The 21,711-nt window shown below is 68.4% G+C and carries 26 protein-coding genes; 19 read left to right on the forward strand and 7 right to left on the reverse strand.

All coding sequences use genetic code 11. The annotated features are described in order from the left end of the window. Positions 1 to 84: 84 nt before the first annotated feature. The gene (locus ACZ6ZQ_RS07020; protein WP_469767530.1) at positions 85 to 1,497 is read left to right on the forward strand and encodes a M1 family metallopeptidase; all 1,413 of its coding nucleotides are present in this window, start codon (positions 85 to 87) and stop codon (positions 1,495 to 1,497) included. Between the two features lie 94 nt (positions 1,498 to 1,591). Here ACZ6ZQ_RS07020 and ACZ6ZQ_RS07025 read toward each other — a convergent pair whose 3' ends face one another. The 3 genes from ACZ6ZQ_RS07025 to ACZ6ZQ_RS07035 form a co-directional block, all read right to left on the reverse strand. Continuing rightward, complete coding sequence (locus ACZ6ZQ_RS07025) at positions 1,592 to 1,810, reverse strand: CsbD family protein (protein WP_469767531.1); 219 nt, start codon at positions 1,808 to 1,810, stop codon at positions 1,592 to 1,594. A gap of 75 nt (positions 1,811 to 1,885) precedes the next feature. After that, positions 1,886 to 2,821, reverse strand: coding sequence for an SRPBCC family protein (locus ACZ6ZQ_RS07030; RefSeq protein WP_469767532.1), 936 nt, complete (start codon positions 2,819 to 2,821; stop codon positions 1,886 to 1,888). Between the two features lie 4 nt (positions 2,822 to 2,825). Beyond that, positions 2,826 to 3,671, reverse strand: coding sequence for a histone H1-like repetitive region-containing protein (locus ACZ6ZQ_RS07035; protein ID WP_469767533.1), 846 nt, complete (start codon positions 3,669 to 3,671; stop codon positions 2,826 to 2,828). Between the two features lie 147 nt (positions 3,672 to 3,818). Here ACZ6ZQ_RS07035 and ACZ6ZQ_RS07040 point away from each other — a divergent pair, with 147 nt between their 5' ends. The 10 genes from ACZ6ZQ_RS07040 (at position 3,819) to ACZ6ZQ_RS07085 (ending at position 8,972) form a co-directional block, all read left to right on the forward strand. After that, positions 3,819 to 4,112 (forward strand): gas vesicle protein GvpO, encoded by a 294-nt coding sequence (locus ACZ6ZQ_RS07040; protein ID WP_469767534.1) that lies wholly within the window; start codon positions 3,819 to 3,821, stop codon positions 4,110 to 4,112. Positions 4,113 to 4,146: 34 nt separating this feature from the next. Next, positions 4,147 to 4,644 carry a gas vesicle protein GvpJ gene (gene gvpJ / locus ACZ6ZQ_RS07045; protein ID WP_469767535.1) on the forward strand — a complete coding sequence of 166 codons (498 nt, stop codon included), beginning with the start codon at positions 4,147 to 4,149 and terminating at the stop codon, positions 4,642 to 4,644. Between the two features lie 3 nt (positions 4,645 to 4,647). Further along, positions 4,648 to 5,361 carry a GvpL/GvpF family gas vesicle protein gene (locus tag ACZ6ZQ_RS07050; protein WP_469767536.1) on the forward strand — a complete coding sequence of 238 codons (714 nt, stop codon included), beginning with the start codon at positions 4,648 to 4,650 and terminating at the stop codon, positions 5,359 to 5,361. Positions 5,362 to 5,372: 11 nt separating this feature from the next. Next, positions 5,373 to 5,630: a gas vesicle protein GvpG gene (locus ACZ6ZQ_RS07055; RefSeq protein ID WP_469767537.1), complete on the forward strand. Its 258-nt coding sequence runs from the start codon at positions 5,373 to 5,375 to the stop codon at positions 5,628 to 5,630. Then, complete coding sequence (locus ACZ6ZQ_RS07060; RefSeq protein WP_469767538.1) at positions 5,623 to 6,072, forward strand: gas vesicle protein; 450 nt, start codon at positions 5,623 to 5,625, stop codon at positions 6,070 to 6,072. The genes ACZ6ZQ_RS07055 and ACZ6ZQ_RS07060 overlap by 8 nt, the downstream gene beginning before the upstream one ends. Continuing rightward, complete coding sequence (locus ACZ6ZQ_RS07065) at positions 6,065 to 6,880, forward strand: GvpL/GvpF family gas vesicle protein (RefSeq protein WP_469767539.1); 816 nt, start codon at positions 6,065 to 6,067, stop codon at positions 6,878 to 6,880. Before ACZ6ZQ_RS07060 ends, ACZ6ZQ_RS07065 begins: the two co-directional genes overlap by 8 nt. Beyond that, the gene (locus ACZ6ZQ_RS07070; protein ID WP_469767540.1) at positions 6,877 to 7,098 is read left to right on the forward strand and encodes a gas vesicle protein; all 222 of its coding nucleotides are present in this window, start codon (positions 6,877 to 6,879) and stop codon (positions 7,096 to 7,098) included. The genes ACZ6ZQ_RS07065 and ACZ6ZQ_RS07070 overlap by 4 nt, the downstream gene beginning before the upstream one ends. Continuing rightward, positions 7,088 to 7,495, forward strand: a complete 408-nt coding sequence (locus ACZ6ZQ_RS07075; RefSeq protein WP_469767541.1) for a gas vesicle protein K — start codon at positions 7,088 to 7,090, stop codon at positions 7,493 to 7,495. The genes ACZ6ZQ_RS07070 and ACZ6ZQ_RS07075 overlap by 11 nt, the downstream gene beginning before the upstream one ends. 169 nt (positions 7,496 to 7,664) lie before the next feature. After that, positions 7,665 to 7,820, forward strand: coding sequence for a DUF6131 family protein (locus ACZ6ZQ_RS07080; protein ID WP_469767542.1), 156 nt, complete (start codon positions 7,665 to 7,667; stop codon positions 7,818 to 7,820). A gap of 273 nt (positions 7,821 to 8,093) precedes the next feature. Beyond that, positions 8,094 to 8,972, forward strand: a complete 879-nt coding sequence (locus ACZ6ZQ_RS07085; protein WP_469767543.1) for a SigB/SigF/SigG family RNA polymerase sigma factor — start codon at positions 8,094 to 8,096, stop codon at positions 8,970 to 8,972. A gap of 202 nt (positions 8,973 to 9,174) precedes the next feature. Here the strand turns inward: ACZ6ZQ_RS07085 and ACZ6ZQ_RS07090 are convergent, their stop codons facing one another. Further along, positions 9,175 to 9,543, reverse strand: a complete 369-nt coding sequence (locus ACZ6ZQ_RS07090; protein WP_469767544.1) for a hypothetical protein — start codon at positions 9,541 to 9,543, stop codon at positions 9,175 to 9,177. 438 nt (positions 9,544 to 9,981) lie between these two features. On the opposite strand from ACZ6ZQ_RS07090, the gene ACZ6ZQ_RS07095 reads away from it, so the two are divergent. Next, positions 9,982 to 10,539, forward strand: a complete 558-nt coding sequence (locus tag ACZ6ZQ_RS07095) for a hypothetical protein (protein WP_469767545.1) — start codon at positions 9,982 to 9,984, stop codon at positions 10,537 to 10,539. Positions 10,540 to 10,584: 45 nt separating this feature from the next. After that, entirely contained in the window at positions 10,585 to 11,070 is a 486-nt protein-coding gene (locus ACZ6ZQ_RS07100; protein ID WP_469767546.1) for a hypothetical protein, read from the forward strand. Positions 11,071 to 11,118: 48 nt separating this feature from the next. On the opposite strand, the gene ACZ6ZQ_RS07105 is transcribed toward ACZ6ZQ_RS07100, so the two are convergent. The 3 genes from ACZ6ZQ_RS07105 to ACZ6ZQ_RS07115 form a co-directional block, all read right to left on the reverse strand. After that, positions 11,119 to 12,381 (reverse strand): PP2C family protein-serine/threonine phosphatase, encoded by a 1,263-nt coding sequence (locus ACZ6ZQ_RS07105; protein WP_469767547.1) that lies wholly within the window; start codon positions 12,379 to 12,381, stop codon positions 11,119 to 11,121. A 335-nt stretch (positions 12,382 to 12,716) separates the two neighbouring features. Continuing rightward, the gene (locus tag ACZ6ZQ_RS07110) at positions 12,717 to 13,586 is read right to left on the reverse strand and encodes an SMP-30/gluconolactonase/LRE family protein (protein ID WP_469767548.1); all 870 of its coding nucleotides are present in this window, start codon (positions 13,584 to 13,586) and stop codon (positions 12,717 to 12,719) included. After that, the gene (locus tag ACZ6ZQ_RS07115; protein WP_469767549.1) at positions 13,583 to 14,353 is read right to left on the reverse strand and encodes an IclR family transcriptional regulator; all 771 of its coding nucleotides are present in this window, start codon (positions 14,351 to 14,353) and stop codon (positions 13,583 to 13,585) included. The genes ACZ6ZQ_RS07110 and ACZ6ZQ_RS07115 overlap by 4 nt, the downstream gene beginning before the upstream one ends. Before the next feature lie 238 nt (positions 14,354 to 14,591). On the opposite strand from ACZ6ZQ_RS07115, the gene ACZ6ZQ_RS07120 reads away from it, so the two are divergent. The 6 genes from ACZ6ZQ_RS07120 to mmsB all read left to right on the forward strand — a co-directional run bounded on the left by ACZ6ZQ_RS07120 (position 14,592) and on the right by mmsB (position 21,699). Continuing rightward, on the forward strand, positions 14,592 to 15,740 hold the full coding sequence (locus ACZ6ZQ_RS07120; RefSeq protein WP_469767550.1) for a mandelate racemase/muconate lactonizing enzyme family protein: 1,149 nt from the start codon (positions 14,592 to 14,594) through the stop codon (positions 15,738 to 15,740). Beyond that, a complete protein-coding gene (locus ACZ6ZQ_RS07125; RefSeq protein WP_469767551.1) occupies positions 15,737 to 16,747 on the forward strand; it encodes a zinc-dependent alcohol dehydrogenase in 1,011 nt (336 codons plus the stop codon). The genes ACZ6ZQ_RS07120 and ACZ6ZQ_RS07125 overlap by 4 nt, the downstream gene beginning before the upstream one ends. An 86-nt stretch (positions 16,748 to 16,833) precedes the next feature. Continuing rightward, positions 16,834 to 17,808 (forward strand): hypothetical protein, encoded by a 975-nt coding sequence (locus ACZ6ZQ_RS07130; RefSeq protein WP_469767552.1) that lies wholly within the window; start codon positions 16,834 to 16,836, stop codon positions 17,806 to 17,808. A 5-nt stretch (positions 17,809 to 17,813) separates the two neighbouring features. After that, entirely contained in the window at positions 17,814 to 18,920 is a 1,107-nt protein-coding gene (chvE, locus tag ACZ6ZQ_RS07135) for a multiple monosaccharide ABC transporter substrate-binding protein (RefSeq protein ID WP_469767553.1), read from the forward strand. Further along, entirely contained in the window at positions 18,917 to 20,458 is a 1,542-nt protein-coding gene (mmsA, locus tag ACZ6ZQ_RS07140) for a multiple monosaccharide ABC transporter ATP-binding protein (RefSeq protein WP_469767554.1), read from the forward strand. The genes chvE and mmsA overlap by 4 nt, the downstream gene beginning before the upstream one ends. A gap of 5 nt (positions 20,459 to 20,463) precedes the next feature. Next, positions 20,464 to 21,699, forward strand: coding sequence for a multiple monosaccharide ABC transporter permease (gene mmsB / locus ACZ6ZQ_RS07145; RefSeq protein WP_469767555.1), 1,236 nt, complete (start codon positions 20,464 to 20,466; stop codon positions 21,697 to 21,699). Positions 21,700 to 21,711: the final 12 nt, after the last annotated feature.

The following is a 21,711-nucleotide window of genomic DNA, read 5'->3' on the forward strand; positions in this document are numbered from 1 at the left end:
CTCCTCCGCGGTCCGGCCGAGGTGGAAACGTGTAGGGTCCAGCCGAGGTGGAAATTTCAACTTCTCGCACATATCATCGCATTTGTGTATCTGCGGCTCGGTCTCCGTAGCCTGGCTCCGGCCGCCGCCCTGATCGTCCTCGGTGGCGCGCCCGTGACCAGTGCGGACGAACCTGTCACCGAAGCCCGCGGCACCCCGGGTGCCGTCGGTGCGCACGACCCGTACTTCCCCCGGCTCGGCAACGGCGGGTACGACGTCCAGCACTACGCGCTCACACTCGACTACGACCCGAAGTCACACAGGCTCACCGGCAACGCGGAGATCACCGCCCGCGCCGGCCAGGACCTCAGCTCCTTCAACCTCGACCTCCACGGGCTGACTGTCCGCGGCGCGTCCGTCGACGGAGCGCCCGCCGCGGTCACCAGAGCCGGCGACGAGCTGACGCTCCGGCCGGCCGTCGACCTCCGCAAGGGTCACACCTTCCGCGCCGTCGTCCGCTACGAGGGGTCGCCGCGCACCATCACCAACGCCGAAGGCGCCCGGGAGGGCTGGCTGAGGACCGCGGACGGCGCGATCGCGCTCGGTCAGCCGGACGGCTCCATGACGTGGTTCCCCGGCAACCACCACCCCAGCGACAAGGCGACGTACGACATCACCGTCACCGTCCCCAACGGCCTCAAGGCCGTGTCCAACGGAGAGCTGCGCTCCGAACGCCCCACCGCCGACCGCGGACACACCGCCTTCGCCTGGCGTTCCGCACAGCCCGTGGCGAGTTACGTCGTCACCGTCGGCATCGGCGCGTACGACATCACGAGGTCCCGCCCCGGGGCGGGCGAAGTGCCCGTCTACACGGCCGCGGACAAGACCGTCTCCGCGCAGAGCGAAGACCTGCTGGCCGACATCCCCGAGCTCACGGACTGGGCCGTGAAGAAATTCGGTCCGTACCCGTTCTCCTCAGCCGGCGCGATCGTCGAGCGCGAGGGCGATGCGGACTACGCGCTGGAGACGCAGAGCCGGGCCTTCTTCACGGAGGACTTCTTCGACTCCGTAACCCTCGCGCACGAACTCGCCCACCAGTGGTACGGCAACTCCGTCACACCCCGGACCTGGCGGGACGTGTGGCTGAGCGAGGGCTTCGCGACCTACGCGGAGTGGCTGTACCTCGAGGAGTTCGAGGACACCCCCGTCCAGGAGAGCTTCGAGGACGCGTTCGACTCCGAGGAGAACTGGGCCTTCCCGCCCGCCGGCCAGCCCGACGCCGAGCACCTGCTCGGGGAGCCTGTCTACGAGCGCGGCGCGATGACCCTGCACAAGGTCCGTGAGGCCGTCGGCGACGGCATGTTCTTCTCCATCCTGCAGGGCTGGGCGCAGACGCACCGTCACGGCAACGCCTCCACACGCGACTTCACCACGTACGTGGAGCAGAAGTCGGGCCAGGACCTCACCGGGCTGTGGGACGTCTGGCTCTACGGCGAGGGCAAGCCGGCCAGGCCCTGAGGGCTGTCACTGTCACACTGTCACGTCATGCTCCTGCGCATGGTCGGGCCCCGAGTGCCTCCGTCCCGGGGCCCGTTCTCACCGGAGCACGGCCTCACGCCGTGTGCTTGCGGGCTTTGCCCTTCACCTCTTCCGCCGTGCCCCGTGCCTTGTCCTCTGCCTTTGCGGCCGTCTGACGGGCCTCGCCTTCGATGCGATCAGCGGTTCCCTTCAGGCGCAGCTCTTCGTCGCCTGCCACTTCTCCGGCCTTCTGCTTGGCCTTGCCCACGGTTTCCTGGGCCTTGCCGCGGATCTTCTTTCCCTGCGCAGCCACAGTGAATCAGCTCCTTGATCGATCGTGGCTTGTTCCGGATTCCATGCAGTCATCCCGGCCAGGAACCGGTAAACGTCATTCTTCGTCTTCGTCTTCGTATTCTTCGTCGCTCTCTTCCTCTTCGTATCCCCCTTCCTCACCTTCGGGCTCCTCCTCGTATTCTTCTGCTTCTTCTCCCTCGCCTTCCCCTTCACCCTCTTCGTATTCCTGATCCTCCTCGTCCTCAAGCGCCTCTTCATGAGTGCGGACGACTTCACCATCGCGTATTTCTCCGCGCCATCCTTCAACTTCCTCATCGGTGAAGGTGACGTGCCGCTGAAAGTTCTTGAAGTCCAGTCGCAGGCGTCGGCCTTGAGCCCGCCAGAGATTCCCTGTCTTCTCGAAGAAGCCCGAGGGGTAGTACTCGACGACGAGCACGATGCGTGTGAGATCAGGTGTCAACTCGTGGAAGCTGACGCAGCCGCGTGTGGTGCCTTTGGCACCCTCGGAGGTCCAGATGATCCGTTCGTCCGGCACCTGTTCCTGGACGGTGGCCTTCCAGCCGCGCGTCGAAGGTCCGACCTTCAACTTCCAGTCGCTGTGGGTCTCGTCCTCCTGGGACACACTGCGCACACCCTTGGCGAACCCGCTGAACGCCTCGTACTCCGTCCAGTGGTCGTAAGCCGTGCGAACCGGCACCCCTACGTCGATGGCCTCAACGATGTTCATGGACTTGCCGCCGCCGGACTTCCGGCCGCCACCGCCACCCAAGAGGCCCTGGGCCTTGTCCAGCACGTTGTCCTTGACATCCTTGACCTTGCTGCCGATGAGAGCCTTCGCTATTCCCCCACCGGGCAGCGGGCCGCCGTTCTCGGCGACATCGAGCAGTTGGTCGGTGAGGTCGGCCAGCGAGTCGCCGGCCTTGTCCGCGAGATTCTCGATCTGAGCCCCGAGGTAGTCCACGAGTTCGTCGCGAAGCAGTTCCAGGCCCGAGGCTCCTCCACCACCCGCGACGCGATCCGTCTTGGCCATGGCCCTACCTCCGCCGTCCGGCCGTCTTCTTGGCGGTCGACTTCCGCGCAGTCGTCTTTCTGACGGCCGTCTTCTTCGCGGGGGCCTTTCTCGCTGCTGCCTTCCTCGCGGGGGCCTTCTTAGCGGCGGCCTTCTTGGCCGGCGCCTTCTTCGCAGCGGCTTTCTTCGCAGGGGCCTTCTCGGCGGCGGCCTTCTTGGCCGGCGCCTTCTTCGCAGGGGCCTTCTTCGCGGCAGCCCTCTTGGCCGGCGCGCGCATCGCGGACGTCTTCTTCGCCCGGCGGGCGGGCTTGGCGGACTCCTGGGCGGCCCTCTTCCGGGGAGCGGGCTTTCTCGTCCTACCGGCGGACGTTCGGCTGCGACGCGGTGCTTTCTTCTCCGGCTCCTCCTCTTCCTCTTCCTCTTCCTCTTCCTCTTCCTCTTCCTCTTCCGGTTCCTCTTCCTCCTCCGTTTCCTCTACCCCCTCCGGCTCCTCCACTTCTTCCTCTTCCTCTTCTGGTTCCTCTTCTGGTTCTTCGACTTCTTCCTCCTCCTCGCCCTTCTCGCCGAGGCGGAGGGTGCGGTCATGAAGGGAGTCCGCCAGATCGGCGAGACGACGGTCCGCCGCAGCAGCAAGGGCCTGACGGCCCGCGTCCAGCAACTCGCCGCGTATCTGTTCGTTCAGCTCGGCGACTTGCGGTACGTCCTTGAGTCTGCGCAGACCTTCCGTGGCCAGTTGCTGCGGATCGAGCCCGAAGCGGCGGCCCGCGACATAGGTCGCAATGGCGAAGGCGAGCCGCCCCTTCTTTGCGCGTCCGAGCACGTACCCACCCGCAACCGCGGCCGCGAGAGCGATCTTGGTCGTGTCGTTCATGAACTGATCCCTTCGCAAAGGGCGTTGAGAACGGGATTCCGTAGCAAAGTGAGACTGCCCCCACAGGTGACAGATATGTCCCTATATGATGAGATTGTATGTTCGTGCGTGGAATATGGCGTCCGCACCGTCCACCGGAGAACGACCATGGCTCCAGCAGAACCCGCCAAGCGGCGGCGCAAGGACAAGGCCGCATGGGCCATGCGTTCCGCGGCGCAGCAGCTGGAGCAGTTGCTCGGACGACCACCCGAGTCCGTCTCGGCGCTCAAACCGACCGAGGATGGGTGGGAGGCCGATGTTGAGGTCCTGGAGCTGGAACGGATCCCCGAGACGACCAGCGTGATGGCCAGCTACCGGGTGACCCTGGACAAGGAGGGTGACCTGGTGGCCTACGAACGGACACGTCGATACACCCGAGGACAGATCGACCGCCGCCCCTGACGGCACCGGGGCCCGGCCGGCGAAGGGAGGCACCATGACCGTGGTGCCGCAAGGAGGAAGCAGCGTCTCCAGGGGCGGTGGTTCTGGAAACCTCTACGACGTCCTGGAACTCATTCTTGATCGCGGACTCGTCATCGACGTCTTCGTCCGCGTCTCGCTCGTCGGGATCGAGCTTCTGACGATCGATGCCCGCGTCGTCGTGGCCAGCGTTGATACGTATCTGCGCTTCGCTGAAGCCTGCAACCGCATCGATCTCACGGCCGGCAGCAAGGAACCGGCGCAGCTGACGGACATCGTCGGGGACTCGGTCGAGAGCGGAGCCCGAGGCAAGTCCAAGGGCGCCCTCACGGGCGCCGTGGAGGCCGTGACCGACTCTCTCAAGGGCAGCGGCCGGGAAGACGACGAAGAGGCCGAGGAGCAGGACGAGGAAGGCCGTGCGGAGCGCGAGGAGAAGGAGAAGGAGCCGGTGGAGCGGCGACGGCGCTCGACCCGACGGCCCACGCGACGCGCGAGGGAACGCGAGGAGGAGTGAACCATGGCCGTGTACGTCTACTCCATCGCCGACAAGCAGCATCCGCTCCAGTTCGACGATGTGAACGGGGTCGGAGAGCCGCCCTCTCCGCTGCGTACGGTGAACGAGGGGTCACTGACCGCGGTGGTCAGCGACGCGCCTGAGGACCTGCGTCCCAAGCGCCGCGATCTCACCGCGCATCAGGACGTCCAGAACCGTCTCATGAGGGACGGCACCGTGCTCCCCTTGAGATTCGGCCTCACGGCCCCGGACGACGAGGCCGTCCGGACCGTCCTCCAGGAACGTGCCGCCGAGTACGCGGACAGACTTCGGGCACTGGAGGACTGCGCCGAGTACCACCTGAAGGTGAAGCAGGACGAGGAGGCACTCCTCCGCCAGATCCTTGAGGAATCAAGCATGGCCCGGGACCTCAACGACGCCATCCTCGACGGCACGGCCGGCCCCGATGTGCCTGTCACTCTCGGCGAGCTCGTCGCCCAGGAGGTGCAGGCGCGCCAGGAGGCGCTGGCCGCAGGGGTTGTCGAGGCGCTCCGCCCCATGAGCAGGGACGTGGAGTCGTCCCAGCCGACCGGCGAGGACTTCCTCAGCGTGTCCTTTCTGGTGGCTGAGGACCAGGAGGAACTCTTCCTCACCACCGAGTTGAGCGTCGCCAATCAGATGGGGGACGACTTCGAGTTCCGGCTCAACGGCCCGCTGCCCCCTTACAGCTTCGTCTGAAGGTGATTCTCATGGGCCTGCTCACTCAGATCGCGACCCTCCCCCTGGCACCCGTGCGCGGGGTCGCCTGGGTGATGGAGCGCGTGCTGGAAGCGGCCGAGAACGAGTACTACGACCCCGCACCCATCCAGCGGGAACTGGCTGAGCTCGAAGCGGAGCTGGAGGCGGGGCACATCGACGAGGAGACGTTCAACCGGCGAGAGGACGAGCTGCTCGACCGGCTCGAAGAGATCAGAGCGTTCTGGCAAGAAGGCCGCCGCCGTGACTGAACCGCTGGCCAACCGGCTTGGCTCCTATCCCTCCCGCGCCACTCCGCCATACGCACAGGGCTCCTCCGCCAATCTGGCCGACATCCTGGAGCGGGTGCTCGACAAGGGCATCGTCATCGCGGGAGACATCCAGATCAACCTGCTCGACATCGAGCTGTTGACCATCAAACTCCGGCTGATCGTCGCCTCCGTCGACAAAGCGAAGGAAATGGGCATCGACTGGTGGGAGCACGATCCCTCGCTCACGTCCCGGAGTCGCGGTGAGCGGTCGCTCGCCGAGGAGAATCGGCGGCTGCGGGCCGAGATCGACGCACTGCGCAAGGGAGGGGAACTTCCCGAAAGCTCCCGGCGCGGCGAGGCGCTCCCTGAGGGTGAGGAAGAGCCCGAGCGTCAGCAGGAGCCCAGGGCGGTCCGTCGCACAAGGAAGTCGCGCGATGACTGACCGCATGACGTATGTGTACGCCGTGGCACGGGAAGCCGCCGGGCTGGAAGACGCCGTGGCCGGGCTCGCCGGTATCGGCGGCGCGCCGGTACGCCTCCTGGCCGGCACACACGACGACGGCCTGGTGCTCGTTGTCAGTTCGGCGCCGTCGCGGGATTTCCAGGAGGACGCTCTCAAACGCCACCTCGAGGACCTGGACTGGCTGGAATCGGTCGCCCGCGCCCACAACGGCGTGATCGAGGCGGTGGCCGCGTGCACCACGGTCCTCCCCCTGCGCCTCGCGACCGTGTACCTCGACGACGACCGGGCACGGAACGTCCTGGACACGCGGCGAGGTACCTTCGCCGATCGCCTGTCGCATCTCGCCGCACATGTCGAGTGGGGGGTCAAGATCTACGTGGAGCCGTCGGCGGCACCCGTCGCCGTCGAGCCGGCGCCTTCCCAAGAGCTCAGCCCCGGACGCGCGTATCTACGTACCCGCAAGGCCCAGCGGACTGTTCGCGACACCGTCTACGAGGCGGCACGGACGGCTGCGGAGCGGGTCGAGACTGCGGGGCGCAAGCACGCTGCCGACCGCGCACGCCACCGGGTGCAGCAGGGCGAGCTCGCCACCGCGCCGGGCGAGAACGTCGTCAACGACGCCTATCTCGTGCCCCACGACCGCGCTGAGGAGTTCCGCACCGAAGTGAGCCGTGCCGCGGACGGGCTCGAAGGGGTACGGGTCGAACTCACCGGCCCCTGGGCGCCGTACTCGTTCGCCACGCCTCCGGCGGTGTCGGACGAAGACGCGGAAGGGGCCGGGCCGTGACGTCGTCCGAGCGGTCCCCGGCGGTCCCGCGGGCGACGGAACCGTTGCCGAACCGCCAGGTCGCACTCATCGACCTGCTGGACCGGCTGCTCAGTGGTGGTGTCGTCCTGACCGGCGACGTCGTGCTGTCCATCGCTGACATCGATCTCGTACGCATTTCACTGCGGGCCCTGATCGTCTCCATTCGCTCCTCGCCTGGAGGCGACGGTGGCGGCTGACGAGGCGGAGGACAGGGCCCGGCGTCTCCAAGAGGTCGCGGACGCCGCCGAGCGCGCGTTCCATCTGCTGCCTGCTGCGCCCGAGGACCTTCCCGGTCCCGGCGCACGTTCGCACGAGCCTGCGCGCAGGATCAGCACCGATCCGGACACGGTGGAGCGCGACCTGGTCAGACTCGTTCTCACCCTGGTCGAGCTGTTGCGCCAGCTCATGGAGCGGCAGGCCCTGCACCGAGTCGACCAGGGAGACCTCACGGAGGAGCAGGAGGAGCGTCTGGGGGCGACCCTGATGGTCCTCCACGACCGCATGAGTGCCCTGTGTGCCCAGTACGGGCTCACCATGGAGGACCTCAACCTCGATCTCGGCCCCCTGGGCACGCTCCTGCCACCGGCCGAATGACCCGCTCCGAAGCCGCGGGCGCGGGCGTTGCCAGCCGGCGCGGGCGCTCCCGCGCACGCGGCCACTGCTGCCGGGCGGCGCACGCGCTGATCATGGCGAGACCCGGGTTTGCCCCGCAAAAAGGCGGGGAGCCGCGAGAAGAGGGGGTCGCCCGTCAGCGGAGGAAGTCATGATCATCCTCGGAGTCATTCTGCTCATCATCGGCTTCTTGGCCGGCATCGGCATTCTCTGGACCATCGGACTCATCCTGGTCGCCCTCGGGGTGTTGTTCTGGATTCTGGGAGCGGTAGGGCACGCGGTGGGTGGACGACGGCACTACTGGTAGCCGCTGCTGCACCGCGGGCCACGTCGAGGCCGGAGAACTGGTCTGTGTTGACACGGGCGTTGTCCATATGTGCGCGCCCGCTGCCATGCACCGCCCACCGTCGGCATCCCGTCGGCATCCGGGCCGGCGACGCTCCGCACACAGTCACCACGAAGACTGTTACATCCCATACGAAAAGCTTTGAAAGGGAACAATCGGGTATCACCTGGATGGAGCTCGACCGACGGTCCGCCGTAGCCACCGGCGCAGGCCCAACCCCGTCGAAGGAGCCACATGTCCAGCTTCCCGCTCGCCCCTGAAACCACTGTCCGTGCCGCCCCGCGGCCGCGGTCGGCGACGCTCGACGGGCTCCCGGAGATTCCGGACCCCAGGACCATCGGCACGCTGGACGCGCGGGCCCTCTCGGTCACCCTGTTCTGCCGGCTTCGCACGCTGGAAGAGGGCACAGCGGAGTACTCGTACGTCCGCAACACCCTGGTGGAACTCAACATGAGCCTCGTGAAGTTCGCGGCGGGCCGCTTCCGCGGCCGCAGCGAGCCCATGGAGGACATCATCCAGGTCGGCACGGTCGGTCTGATCAAGGCGATCAACCGCTTCGACGTCGGTCGCGAGGCCGAGTTCACCTCTTTCGCGCTGCCCACGATCGTCGGCGAGATCAAGCGCTTCCTCCGTGACACCAGTTGGGCCGTCCGCGTACCGCGGCGGCTCCAAGAGCTGCGGCTGGACCTCGCCAAGGCGTACGACGGGCTCGAACAGGACCTCGGCCGGGCCCCCGGCACGGCCGAACTCGCGGACCGCCTCGGGGTCTCCGAGGAGGAGGTCCTGGAGGGCCAGCGGGCCGCCAACGGCTATGTGGCCCGGTCCCTCGACCCCCTCGACGAGGACGAGCCTCTCAGTCCGCTCACCCGCCGACTGGGCGAGGAGGATCCGGCACTGGACATCGTGGAGTGCCTGGAGTCCCTGAAGCCACTGATCGCCACGCTGCCGGAGCGGGAACGCACCATCCTGTCTCTGAGGTTCGTCGACGAGCTGACACAGTCGGAGATCGGCGAGCGGCTCGGGATCTCGCAGATGCACGTCTCCCGGCTGCTGGCTCGGGTGCTCGGGAAGTTGCGGGAGGGGCTGCTGGCGCCGGGCGACGGGGAGGCGTAGCAGGGGGGCTCAGCGCGTCCACCCGACGGCGGAGACCGCCGTCGGGCTTGAGCCTGGCCGCTTTCTCAGCCGCCCAGCCTGCGTACACCTTGTACCGGCGCGGGACGCCTTGCCTGAACGTCGGCGCGGCCGGAGTTGTTGCTGCACAGGACCCGACCCCGGCCCGGCGATGTCGAGAGCCGAGGGAGGAGGGAGGAGCCGTTCAGGTCTCGTCCTCCATACGGATCGCGGCTCTGAGGTCGTCGTGCGCTTTGCCCGGCTCACCCTCATTCGCTTCGAGCAGAGCCGCGGCGATGGCATCCAGTTTGCGCTGCATCGCGCGCTCGGCCCGGAGTTCCGAGTTCTTCAGCAGGGCGAGGAGCAGCAGCGTCACAGCGGTCATGCAGTCTCCCGCGAACACGTTCCACTTCAGTCCGATCCCGGAGAAATGTACGGCGCCCACACCCGCGACGAGCAGCAGACACAGTACGAAGAAGACCGGTGAGCTGGTGAAATGCGATGCCACCTGAGCCAGTCGGTCGAACTTCCCGCGCCCTTCGCCGCCTCGGTCGGCCGGATGCCGAATGGTCATGACGCCTTGCCTCCTTCCTTGCCGTCCTGGGCGCCGGCGGCGTCAGCGCGTGACGACGGTTACCGTCAGCGGCCTGGTGCTCACCGCGAATCTTCCCGGGCCAGGTACCGGCCGAGGCTGCCGCGGCATCATTCACGCGATTGGCCGTGGCGAGTCACGGCGGCGGTGCGCGTCAACCGATCGCGGCGCCGGCTCAAGGCGCACGGGTCCGCGCCGGTGCCCCCGGCGGCACCGCGCTCTTCCCCTGATTCACCGGCTCGGACGCGGTCGCGCATCCGGCCTGGCGCTGATTCACCAAAGGCCGCTCTCGCTCCGTTTGAAATGCCTCCACCGTGGCAGTCGCGTGAAGAGGGCCACGCACAAGGGCGTCGTGTCCCCCGGACATGACGCAGCGATACCCGCAAAGGGAAACACCGCGCTCGCCGGGAGGTCGTTCCGATGTCAACAGGTACTCTCCTATCAATCATCATCCCCGTCGTGGTGGTGCTTGCCGCGCTGGCCGTGGCAGCTTTTCTCCTCATGCGCCATCGGCGCCTTCGCGAGCGCTTCGGCCCGGAATACGAGCGAACGGTCGAAGAGGCCGGCAGTCGGCGCGCGGCCGAGCGTGAACTCAGCGCACGCGAGAAACGGCACGACTCGCTCGACATCAAACCGCTGCCGAATGGCGTCCGGGAGCGCTACACCCGGGACTGGGACAGCGTGCAGGGTGAATTCGTCGATCGCCCGGAGGATGCCGTACAGGACGCGGACATTCTCGTCGCGTCGCTGATGCGCGAGCGTGGTTACCCGACCGAGGACCTGACTCAACGACTCAAGGACCTCTCCGTGGAGCACAGTCGCACGCTCGAGCACTATCGCGCCGCTCATGAGGTCAACCAGCTGAGCATGGCGCACGAGGCGACGACCGAGCAGCTGCGGGGTGCCATGGTGCACTACCGCGCCCTGTTCACCGAGCTGCTCTCCGACGGCGGTCAGGCTCGTCATGCCCGAGCCTGACCCAGCGACCGCACCGACCGCACCGACCAAGGCGGACGAGGAAAGATGGAACGCGAACAGACACCAGCACCCACCGGGACAGGGCTGTCCACCGAGGATCTCGCTCAGTCGCGCGACCGGAACGTGAACGACGAGCCCCCGAACGAAGAGAACGTGAACGAAGAGGCCGAAGGCCGGCCCGGGACGCCGACATTTCCTGGTGAGGCCACGGAAACCGCCGGCATGTCGCCGCAGGGGGATGCCGCGCCGGTGGACGATGAATCACCACAACTCCTCGTGACGGAGGACGAGGAAGGCTTCCGCTCACGCTGGCAGGAGATTCAGAACACGTTCGTCGACGACCCCCGCGAAGCCGTACACGCGGCGGACTCTCTTGTCGCGGACGTCATGCAGAAACTCGCCGCGACATTCGCCGAGCACAAGCAGGACCTGGAAGAACAGTGGAAGCGCGGCGAGGAGGCGAACACCGAGGATCTGCGTATGACTCTGCGGAAGTACCGGTCGTTCTTCAACCGCCTGCTGACCACCTGAGGCTCTCTCCCCACTGCTGCCGATCCGCACGGCCGCTGAAATCCTCGTTCATTGTTCCCGTGCACGACGGACAGGCGCAGTTCGCGACACGCCATGGGGTTTCAGGGCGACGTTGCGCGCGCTGCCGTGCCACTCGAGGAACACGACCGTGGCATCGTCGGACAGACTGTCGCGGTGGTGCCGGAGAACGGCGCGCATCAGGCGACGCAGGGTTTCGGGCACCGGCAGCCCGTCCGCATGATGGCGGACGATGAATTCGACGAACTGCGCGAGGCCGAACTCGCGCCGTCCTGCGTCACGTGCCTCGGTGATGCCGTCCGTGTAGAGCAGGAGCCGGTCCTCCGGCTCCAGCTGCTCATGGCAGAGAGTGACGGGTAGCTTCAGTTCTGTGCCCATGGGGTGGGTGGGTGGGCAGTTCAGGGTCGTGGTCCAGCGTCCGCCACGGATCAGCACCGGCGGAAGGTGGCCGCAGTTGATCCAGGAGAGCAGGCCGGTGCGGGTGTCCAGGTCGGCCAGGATCCCCGTGGTGTAGCGGGTGTGCCCGAACTCCTTCACCAGCGTGCGCTCGATCGCCTGAGCCGTGGCGACCAGATCGGCGCCGTCCCGGCGTTTGGACCGGCAGGTCGCCACCGCGAGGTTGGCCGTGAGGCCCGCGGCACTGTCGTGCCCCATCGCGTCGAAAATGGCCAGGTGGACGGTGTCGCCGGCCAGCGCGTAGTCGAAGGCGTCACCGGCGACCTCGTACGCGGGCTCCATCGCGGCGGCAATGACCACCTGGTCGTTCGCGAAGGCCAGCGGCGGCATGAGCTTCCACTGCATCTCCGCGGCCACGTGCATCGACTCGGTCCGCACCAGGCGGGCGTGAGAATCGCTGAACGGACGCTTGCTGACCAGCAGCAACCCCGCGAGGGACGAGAGATGTCCGAGCGCCGTCCTGCCGGCCTCGTCATCGGCGAGATCGGCGCGGAGTACGCCCAGACGCTGCGTCCCGTCCAGCACCGGCGCCCAGTACCGGCGGCGTCCACCGTCGCCGAGATGAGTCGAAGCAAGGATTCGCGTCTCACGGAACGCGGCGCCCGCGAGGGTTCCGTCGACCGAGTACTCCTCACCGCCGAGCCCCGCGTCGGGGCCGCGACCGGTCAGCTCCCTGAGCAACTGCTGGCGCAGGTCCACGACGTACAGACGGGCGTGCTCCAGCCCGGCCAGAGACGCGTACTCGGCGATCAACCCCGGCAGCTGCTCGATTCCTGCCAGGTGAGTGGCCTCCAGCAGGCTTCCGAGCATCCCTGCCGTACCCTCCGGACCGGCCATCGCACACATCCATCCCGCAACGGCATCCGGGCCCGTCCGCACACGCGGCCCGTTCGGCTCAGGGCCTGCAACGGCGCTCCGGGCCGGAAGCTGTGGCAGCAACTGCAAGACGTACGGGCTCAGCGTATGACGGGCGGAGGAACCGGGCGAGCCGGCCATCGGGCGGCACTGCGCGGCACTGCGGCCGATCGGCCCTCGCGCAGCAGGCCCGCCCCTGATGGTTGGTGCATGCACCCCGGCGCCGGCTCCGGGCGACCGACATCGTGCCCGTTTCAACATTGCACCCGCTTGAATTCGAGCGCGGGGGTGACGGCCGTCGCAGGCGGGGGGCGCGCTCAGCCGGCGAACGGAGTACCGGGCAGCCCCTGGCCCGCGGCAGGCAGGACCAGAAGCGAGCCGGAGAGCGGATGCGGTCGGGTCAGGCCGGTGCGGGCCGTGGTGATGTAGAGGTCGCGCAGCTCCGGGCCGCCGAAGGCGCAGGCGGTGGGGCGGCGTACGGGCAGCTCGACGATGCGGTCGAGCGTGCCGTCCGGTGTGTAGCGGCGGATCGCCGCGCCACCCCACAGCGCGACCCATACGCAGCCCTCGGCGTCGACGGTCAGTCCGTCCGGGAAGCCGGCGCCGTTCTCGATCCGCGCGAACTCCCGCCGGTTCAGGGCGCGTCCACCCTCGTGGTACAGGACGTCGATCCGGCGGGTGGGGCTGTCGATGTGGTACATCAGCCGGCCGTCCGGACTCCAGCCGGTGCCGTTGCTGACGGCGACGTCCGGGATCTGGACGGTGACCGAGCCGTCCGGCGCGATACGGGTGAGGCTTCCGCCGCCCGGCTGTTCGTCGTAGCGCATGGTGCCGGCCCAGAGTGATCCGTCCGGGGCGACGGCGGCGTCGTTCCCGCGCCGTCCGGGCACGGCCTCGTGGACCAGCCAGCGGAAGGGGGCGCCGCCGGGGCCGTACAGGCCGATGCCGTCCCTGAGGTTGAGCACGAGGCCGCCGTCCGCGCGCGGCTTCGCGGCGCCGACGTGCTGCTCGGTGGCCATGACCGTGCGGCGGCCGTTCGTCGGGGCGTACGTATGCACGCGCGAGGAGAGGATGTCGACCCAGACGAGCCGGCCGGTCGCCGGGTCCCAGGTGGGGCCCTCGCCGAGTGACGCCTGTTCCCGGACCGCGACCTCGCACCTCAGCGGATACCTCAGCGGGTACTTCACCGGACGCTCCGGTGGCCGAGGCGCACCGACAGGTCGGCGGCGCCCTTGGCGGCCAGTTCCGCGAGTTCGCTCTCGCGCTCGTCGCTCCAGCGGATCATCGGCACGGAGATGGAGAGCGCGGCGACCACACGGCCCGCTCTGTCGCGTACGGGGGCGGCCACGCAGCTGACGTCCGGGTTGGACTCCTGGTGCTCGACGGCGATGCCACGGGCCCGGATGCCGGCCAGCGCTTCGCGCAGCACGTCCGGATCCGTGATGCTGTTGGGGGTCATCACCGTGAACTCCCGCCCTGCGATTCGGGCTTCGAGCTCGGACTCCGGCAGGCTCGCGAGCAGCATCTTGCCGACCGAGGTGCAGTGCGCGGGCAGTCTGCGTCCCGCTGCCGAGACCATGCGCACGGCGTGCGTGGAGTCCACCTTGGCGATGTAGATGACGTCGGTGTCCTCGAGGACGGCGACGTGGACGGTCTCGTCGCAGGTGTCGGCGATCTCGCGGGCGACCTGCTGTCCTTCGGCGGCGAGGTCGAGCTGTTCCGCGTACCGGCTGCCGAGTTGGTAGGTGCGCACGCCGAGGCGGTAGCGGCCGGGCTGTTCGGGGACGGGCACCACGTAGGAGCGGGCGGCGAGGGTGGTGAGCAGCTCGTGCACGGTGGTGCGCGGCAGCTGGAGCCTGCGGATGACGTCCGGCGCGGAGAGCGTGCCGTCGCCTTCGAGGAAGAGCTCGAGTATGTCCAGCGCCCTGGTCACCGCCGGCACCAGTCGTCCCATCGTCGGCCACCCGCCCCACATGTTCGAAACTTCGGTCATTGATCGGTATCGCGAACACAGGGTAGGCACAGCGTCGTTCGGGAGGCAATGACCCGGACCGACCTGGCCGAGACCGCCGTTGTGCGCGACCCGTTGACTCTGTGCGCGACCCATTGACACCCCTCGGCCCGCCTGATTACGGTCACGCCACCATTTCGAACGTGTGACGAAATCTCGAACAACCCAAGGGACAACCGCCTTGCGCATTACGGGAATCAGCACGCACGTCGTCGGGACGCCCTGGCGCAATCTCACCTACGTCCTGGTCCACACCGACGAGGGCCTCACCGGGGTCGGCGAGACCCGGATGCTCGGACACACCGACGCGCTCGTCGGCTACCTCCGCGAGGCGGAGGCCAACCACATCGCCGGCTCCGACCCCTTCGCGGTCGAGGACCTCGTGCGCCGCATGAAGTACGGCGACTTCGGCCGCGCCGGCGAGATCGTGATGTCCGGCATCGCGGTGGTGGAGATGGCCTGTTGGGACATCAAGGGCAAGGCCCTGGGCGTCCCCGTGTGGCAGTTGCTCGGCGGCAAGGTCACGGACCGCGTGAAGGCGTACGCGAACGGCTGGTACACCACCGAGCGGACCCCGGAGGCCTACCACAAGGCCGCCCAGGAGGTCGTGGCACGCGGCTACCGGGCGCTGAAGATCGACCCCTTCGGGACCGGTCATTTCGAACTCGACCACGAGCAGACCGGGTACGCCGTGTCGTTGATCGAGGCGGTACGGGACGCGATCGGCCCCGAGACCGAACTGATGCTGGAGATGCACGGCCGCTTCTCCCCCGCGACGGCGGTACGGCTGGCGCGCGACCTGGCACCGTTCCGGCCGGCCTGGCTGGAGGAGCCGGTCCCGCCGGAGAACCTCAAGGCGCTGGAGAAGGTCGCCGCCAAGGTGGACATGCCGATCGCGACCGGGGAGCGCATCCACGACCGGATCGAGTTCCGGGAACTCTTCGAGTCGCAGGCCGCCGACATCATCCAGCCGGACGTCGGCCACATCGGGGGCATCCTGGAGACGCGCAAGCTCGCCGCGACGGCCGAGACGCACTACATGCTCGTCGCCCCGCACAACGTCGGCGGCTCGGTCCTGACGGCCGCCTCGCTCCAACTCGCCGCCTGCACCCCGAACTTCAAGATTCTGGAACACTTCAACGACTTCGCCGACGCGGAGATCAAGAAGGTGGTGCGCGGAGCGCCCGAGGTCGTGGACGGCTGCTTCGAGGTCTCGCACGCGCCCGGTCTCGGCGTCGAGCTGGACGTGGCAGCGGCGGCTGAATTCCCGCAGCAGAAGGCACGGTTCGACCTGTGGGCCGACGGCTGGGAGAAGAGGTCACCCGAGTGAGCCGCGCGATCGTTGTCGACGAGCCGGGCGTGTTCCGGCTCGCACGGCGCCCGACGCAGGATCCGGGGCGGGGCGAGGTACGGGTCCGGGTCGCCGCCGCCGGGATCTGCATGAGCGACCGCGAGGTGTACCTCGGCCATCGCGACCCGGGCTACGTCCGCTACCCGGTCGTGCCCGGCCATGAGTGGGCCGGCACGGTCGAGGCGGTGGGTGACGGCGTGGATCCCGCCCTGGTCGGGCGGAAGACGGTCGCCGAGGGTTTCCGCGCGTGCGGCGTGTGCGAGCGGTGCCGGGAGGGCGACACCAATCTCTGCACAGGCGGTTACGACGAGACGGGCTTCACCCTGCCCGGGGCCTTCGCCGACCATCTCACCGTCCCCGCCCGGTTGTTGCACCCGCTCCCCGAGGACGCGGACCTGCGGGAGGCCGCCCTGCTGGAGCCGGCCGCGGTGGTCGCCGCGGCGGTGCGGGCAGGGGCGCCACGCCCCGGGCAGCGGATCGCGGTCGTCGGCGCCGGGACGCTCGGCCTGCTCGCCGTACAGCTCCTCGCCGCGCACTCCCCCGCTGCGCTGACCGCGATCGACCCGCGAGAGGCCCGTGCCCAGCAGGCGCTGCGTTTCGGGGCGGGCGGGGCATGCACTCCCGCGGAAGCCGTCGACCACGCAGGGCGCTACGACCTGGTCGTGGAGACGGCGGGCGCGCCGAGCACCGCACAGGATGCGTGCCTGCTGGCCCGCAGGGGCGGACGGGTCGTGCTGACCGGGATGTTCGCGCCGGGGGCGACCGGGATCGATCCCGTCCGTCTCTCGCTGAGCCAGCTCACGGTGCGGAGCGTCTTCGGCGCGTCGTCGTCCGCCTGGGACGACGCCGTACGGGCCTTCGGCCTCGGTCTGCTGACCCCCGCCCCGCTCATCACGCACGAGTACCCGCTGGAGCGGTTCGGCGAGGCGATCGCCCTCGTCGGCAGCGGAGATCCGAAGGCCGGGAAGGTGCTCCTGCGCCCTTAGCGACTGTGCTGCGGCTTCAGGCGGTGCCGTGCCGCCGTCCGCCCCAAGGCCCGAACCATGTCCGAGATATCGAACACAGGAGTCCCGTGACAGCCACCTCGCCCCCTCGTCGCCCCGGCGCCGCCGCCCTCGCCCACATCGGCCATCCCCTGCCGTACGCCGACTCCGTCGACACATCACCGCACGCCTTCCCGGACGGCGGCACCTGGCGCACCGAGATCCCGTCCGTCGAGGGACCGGAAGCCCTTTCCGTCGTCCTCGAGGAGAGTGCCCGCCTGGACGTGCCGGTCCACCGCATCAGCCAGGGCAGCGGCATCTGGATGCTCACCGACGCCGAGATCACCGAGATGGTGGAGTCCTGCGCCGAACGCGACATCGAACTCTGCCTGTTCACCGGCCCGCGCGGCACCTGGGACATCGGCGCCGCGACCCGCACCGAATCGGGCGGCGCCGGGCTGCGCGCCCGCGGCCACGACGCGCTCGCCGGATGCGTCGAGGACGCCCTGCGCGCCGCGGAGCTGGGAGTGCGCTGCCTGCTCGTCGCCGACGAGGGCGTGCTGTGGACGCTGCACCGGCTGCGCGTCGCGCGCGTCCTGCCCGCGGACACCACGTTCAAGGTGTCCGCGCTGATCGGCCCGGTCAACCCGGCCGCGTACGCCGTCCACGAACGGCTCGGCGCCGACTCACTCAACGTTCCGTCGGACCTCGCCCTCGCCCATCTCACCGAGATCCGGCGGGTCAGCCGCGCCCCCATGGACCTCTATGTCGAGGCGCCCGACGACCTCGGCGGCCATGTCCGGATGTACGAGGCGGCCGAGTTGATCCGGCGCGGCGCGCCGCTCTACCTCAAGTTCGGGCTGTCCCGCTCCCCCGGGATCTACCCGTACGGGGCCCAGCTGCGCGACACCGCCCTGGCCGCCGCCAAAGAGCGGGTGCGGCGCGGCCGGCTCGTCCTCGATCTGCTCGCCCGGCACGGCGCGGACGGCGGGATGTCCCCGCTGGGCTCCCGCCACCCCGGCGCACTCCATCGATTCCCCGTCACCCTCCCCGAGAAGGACTGAGAGCCATGCGTAACCACCGAGCCGCAACCACCGCACTCACCGCCTCCGCACTCGCCCTCGTCCTCGCCGCCTGCGGCCAGAGCGGCACGGGCGGCAGCAAGGAGGAGAAGTCCGCCAAGGAATCCACGATCGGCATCGCCATGCCGACCAAGTCGTCCGAGCGCTGGATAGCCGACGGCAAGAACATGGTCGAGCAGTTCGAGAAGCTCGGCTACAAGACGGACCTGCAGTACGGCGAGGACGACGTCGACCAACAGGTCTCACAGATCGAGAACATGATCACCAAGGGTGTGGACGTGCTCGTGGTCGCGGCGATCGACGGCCGGGCGCTCTCCGACGTCCTGCGCCAGGCCGCCGGCCAGGGCGTCAAGGTGATCTCGTACGACCGGCTCGTCCTCGGCTCCCCGAACGTCGACTACTACGCCTCGTTCGACAACGAGAAGGTCGGCGTCCTCCAGGCCACGTACATCATCGACAAGCTCGGCCTGAAGGACGGGGCGAAGAAGGGGCCGTTCACCATCGAGCTGTTCGCGGGCTCGCCGGACGACAACAACACCCGCTACTTCTTCCAGGGCGCGTGGAAGACCCTCAAGCCGTACATCGACAGCAAGCAACTCGTCGTCAGGAGCGGGCAGACGAAGCTGGAGCAGGTGACCACCCTGCGCTGGGACGGCGGCACCGCGCAGAAGCGCATGGACGACCTGCTGACGAAGGCGTACGGCTCCGACAGCGTGGACGCGGTCCTCTCCCCCTACGACGGGATCTCGATCGGCATCCTCTCCGCGCTCAAGTCGGACGGGTACGGGACGGCCGCCAAGCCCTACCCCGTGGTCACGGGCCAGGACGCGGAGGTCGCGTCCGTGAAGTCGATCATCGCGGGGCAGCAGACCCAGACCGTCTACAAGGACACCCGGGCCCTGGCCAAGCAGGCCGTGCAGATGGCCGACGCCGTGCTGGGCGGCAAGAAGCCCGAGGTCAATGACACCACCACGTACAACAACGAGATCAAGGTCGTGCCCTCCTTCCTCCTCGACCCGGTCAGCGTCGACAGGACCAACTACAGTTCCGTGCTGGTCGACTCGGGCTACATCAAGGCGAGTGACCTCAAGTGACCGCACCCGTCCTGGAGATGCGCTCGATCGTCAAGACCTTCCCCGGGGTCCGGGCGCTCTCCGACGTCACCCTCACCGTCGCCGAGGGCGAGGTGCACGCCCTCTGCGGGGAGAACGGCGCCGGCAAGTCGACCCTGATGAAGGTCCTCAGCGGGGTCCATCCGCACGGGAGTTACGAGGGCGAGATCCGTTTCCGGGGCGAGACGTGCGCGTTCAAGGACATACGGGCGAGCGAGCGGCGCGGCATCGTCATCATCCACCAGGAACTCGCACTGGTCCCTTATCTCTCGATCGCCGAGAACATCTTCCTCGGCAACGAGCACGCCCGGCGCGGAGTGATCAGCTGGAACGAGACGCTGAGGCATGCGGCGGCACTGCTCAGGCGGGTCGGCCTGAAGGAGCATCCCCAGACGCGGGTCGCCGACATCGGCGTCGGCAAACAGCAGCTCGTGGAGATCGCCAAAGCGCTCTCGAAGGAGGTGAAGCTGCTGATCCTCGACGAGCCGACGGCCGCGCTCAACGACGAGGACTCGGCGAAACTCCTCGACCTCATCCTGGAGTTGAAGCAGCAGGGCATCACCTCGATCGTCATCTCGCACAAGCTCAACGAGATCGCGCGCGTCGCCGACTCCGTGACGATCATCCGGGACGGCCGCACCATCGAGACCCTGGACGTCCGCGCGGATTCGACGACCGAGGACCGGATCATCCGCGGCATGGTCGGCCGCGACCTGGACCACCGCTTCCCGGAGCGCACACCGTACGAGGGTGACGTCGGAGCACATCCGGCCCTCGAGGTACGCGACTGGACCGTGCACCACCCCATCGACCAGCAGCGCAAGGTCGTCGACGGCGTCTCGGTCCAGGTCCACCGGGGCGAGATCGTCGGTATCGCGGGACTGATGGGCGCGGGCCGCACCGAGCTCGCGATGAGTGTCTTCGGGCGCTCCTACGGCCGCGGCATCAGCGGAACCGTCCTCAAGGACGGCCGGGAGATCCGTACCCGCACCGTCCCCGAGGCGGTCGGACACGGCATCGCGTACGTCACCGAGGACCGCAAGCACTACGGCCTCAACCTCATCGACACCATCGGCCGGAACATCACCATGAGCGCCCTGCCCAAGGTGTCCCGGCGCGGTGTCGTCGACGAGCACCAGGAGACCCGGATCGCCGAGTCGTACCGCCGCACGATGAACATCAAGGCCCCGACGGTCTTCGAGCAGGCCGGCCGGCTCTCGGGCGGCAACCAGCAGAAGGTCGTCCTCAGCAAGTGGATCTTCGCGGGGCCGGACGTGCTGATCCTCGACGAGCCGACGCGCGGCATCGACGTCGGGGCGAAGTACGAGATCTACACCGTCATCGACCGGCTCGCCGCCGAGGGCAAGGCCGTCGTCCTCATCTCCTCCGAACTGCCCGAGCTGCTCGGGATGTGCGACCGCATCTACACCATGGCCGCCGGCCGCCTCACCGGGGAGATCCGGCGGGCCGAGGCCACCCAGGAAGTGCTGATGCGTCATATGACCACGGACAAGAGGTAACGGAAATGGGCCCGGTCACCACTGAGACCCCGCGCAGCGCGACCCCCGCCGACGCTCCGGCGAGGATCGCCGTCACCACCCTGCTGCTGGACGCGATGCGCCGCAACATGCGCCAGTACGGCATGCTCATCGCGCTCGCGCTGATCGTCGCGCTCTTCGCGATCTGGACCGACGGGGTGCTGCTCCAGCCGAACAACGTCACCAATCTGGTGCTCCAGAACAGCTACATCCTGGTCCTCGCCATCGGCATGATGATCGTCATCATCGCGGGCCACATCGATCTGTCGGTCGGCTCGCTGGCGGCGTTCGTCTCCGCCGCGTGTGCGGTGATGATGGTCGAGCACGACGTCCCCTGGGTGCTCGCGCTGCTGATCGCACTCGCGATCGGGGCGGCCGCCGGGGCCTGGCAGGGGTTCTGGATCGCGTACGTCGGCATCCCGTCGTTCATCGTGACGCTGGCGGGGATGCTGCTCTTCAGAGGCGGTACGCAGATCCTGCTCGGGTCGCGCTCCCTGGGCCCGTTCCCCGAGGGCTTCCAGAAGATCTCCACGGGCTATCTGCCGGAGGTCGGCCCGGCGTCCGACTACCACAACCTGACGCTGCTCCTCGGCCTGGTGCTGATCGCCTTCGCACTCACGCAGGAGGTACGCGACCGGCGCCGGCAGCAGAGCTACGAACTCGACGTCCTGCCGCGCTCACTGTTCCTCGCCAAGTGCGTGGCGATGGCCGCCGCCGTCCTCGCCTTCACGCTCACGCTGGCCAGCTACCGGGGCGTGCCGGTGGTCCTGCTGCTGCTCGCCGCACTGCTCATCGGCTTCGGTTTCGTGATGCGCAACGCGGTTGTGGGCCGCCACGTGTACGCGCTGGGCGGCAACCAGGCCGCGGCCAAGCTCTCCGGCGTCAAGGACAAGCGGGTCACCTTCCTGGTCTTCATGAACATGGGCATGCTCGCGGCCCTGGCCGGGGTGGTGTACGCGGCCCGGCTCAACGCCGGCGTCCCGCAGGCGGGCGTGAACTTCGAACTCGAGGCCATCGCGGCGGCGTTCATCGGCGGCGCTTCGATGAGCGGCGGGGTCGGGACGGTGCTGGGCGCCATCATCGGCGGTCTGGTGCTGGGCGTGCTCAACAACGGAATGTCGCTGGTCGGTATCGGCACCGACTACCAGCAGGTGATCAAGGGTCTTGTGCTGCTGGCGGCGGTCGGGTTCGACGTCTGGAACAAGCGCAAGGTCGGTTCGTGAGCACATCCGGCA

The organism is Streptomyces sp. NPDC053673 (assembly GCF_055585225.1).

Coding starts and splice junctions, on each gene's coding strand:
- ACZ6ZQ_RS07090 (WP_469767544.1), bottom strand. CDS start 9,543: ATGACCATTCGGCATCCGGCCGACCGAGGCGGCGAAGGGCGCGGGAAG.
- gvpJ (WP_469767535.1), top strand. CDS start 4,147: ATGACCGTGGTGCCGCAAGGAGGAAGCAGCGTCTCCAGGGGCGGTGGT.
- ACZ6ZQ_RS07050 (WP_469767536.1), top strand. CDS start 4,648: ATGGCCGTGTACGTCTACTCCATCGCCGACAAGCAGCATCCGCTCCAG.
- ACZ6ZQ_RS07080 (WP_469767542.1), top strand. CDS start 7,665: ATGATCATCCTCGGAGTCATTCTGCTCATCATCGGCTTCTTGGCCGGC.
- chvE (WP_469767553.1), top strand. CDS start 17,814: ATGCGTAACCACCGAGCCGCAACCACCGCACTCACCGCCTCCGCACTC.
- ACZ6ZQ_RS07030 (WP_469767532.1), bottom strand. CDS start 2,821: ATGGCCAAGACGGATCGCGTCGCGGGTGGTGGAGGAGCCTCGGGCCTG.
- ACZ6ZQ_RS07085 (WP_469767543.1), top strand. CDS start 8,094: ATGTCCAGCTTCCCGCTCGCCCCTGAAACCACTGTCCGTGCCGCCCCG.
- ACZ6ZQ_RS07055 (WP_469767537.1), top strand. CDS start 5,373: ATGGGCCTGCTCACTCAGATCGCGACCCTCCCCCTGGCACCCGTGCGC.
- ACZ6ZQ_RS07095 (WP_469767545.1), top strand. CDS start 9,982: ATGTCAACAGGTACTCTCCTATCAATCATCATCCCCGTCGTGGTGGTG.
- ACZ6ZQ_RS07100 (WP_469767546.1), top strand. CDS start 10,585: ATGGAACGCGAACAGACACCAGCACCCACCGGGACAGGGCTGTCCACC.
- mmsB (WP_469767555.1), top strand. CDS start 20,464: ATGGGCCCGGTCACCACTGAGACCCCGCGCAGCGCGACCCCCGCCGAC.
- ACZ6ZQ_RS07065 (WP_469767539.1), top strand. CDS start 6,065: ATGACTGACCGCATGACGTATGTGTACGCCGTGGCACGGGAAGCCGCC.
- ACZ6ZQ_RS07105 (WP_469767547.1), bottom strand. CDS start 12,381: ATGGCCGGTCCGGAGGGTACGGCAGGGATGCTCGGAAGCCTGCTGGAG.
- ACZ6ZQ_RS07035 (WP_469767533.1), bottom strand. CDS start 3,671: ATGAACGACACGACCAAGATCGCTCTCGCGGCCGCGGTTGCGGGTGGG.
- ACZ6ZQ_RS07040 (WP_469767534.1), top strand. CDS start 3,819: ATGGCTCCAGCAGAACCCGCCAAGCGGCGGCGCAAGGACAAGGCCGCA.
- ACZ6ZQ_RS07115 (WP_469767549.1), bottom strand. CDS start 14,353: ATGGGACGACTGGTGCCGGCGGTGACCAGGGCGCTGGACATACTCGAG.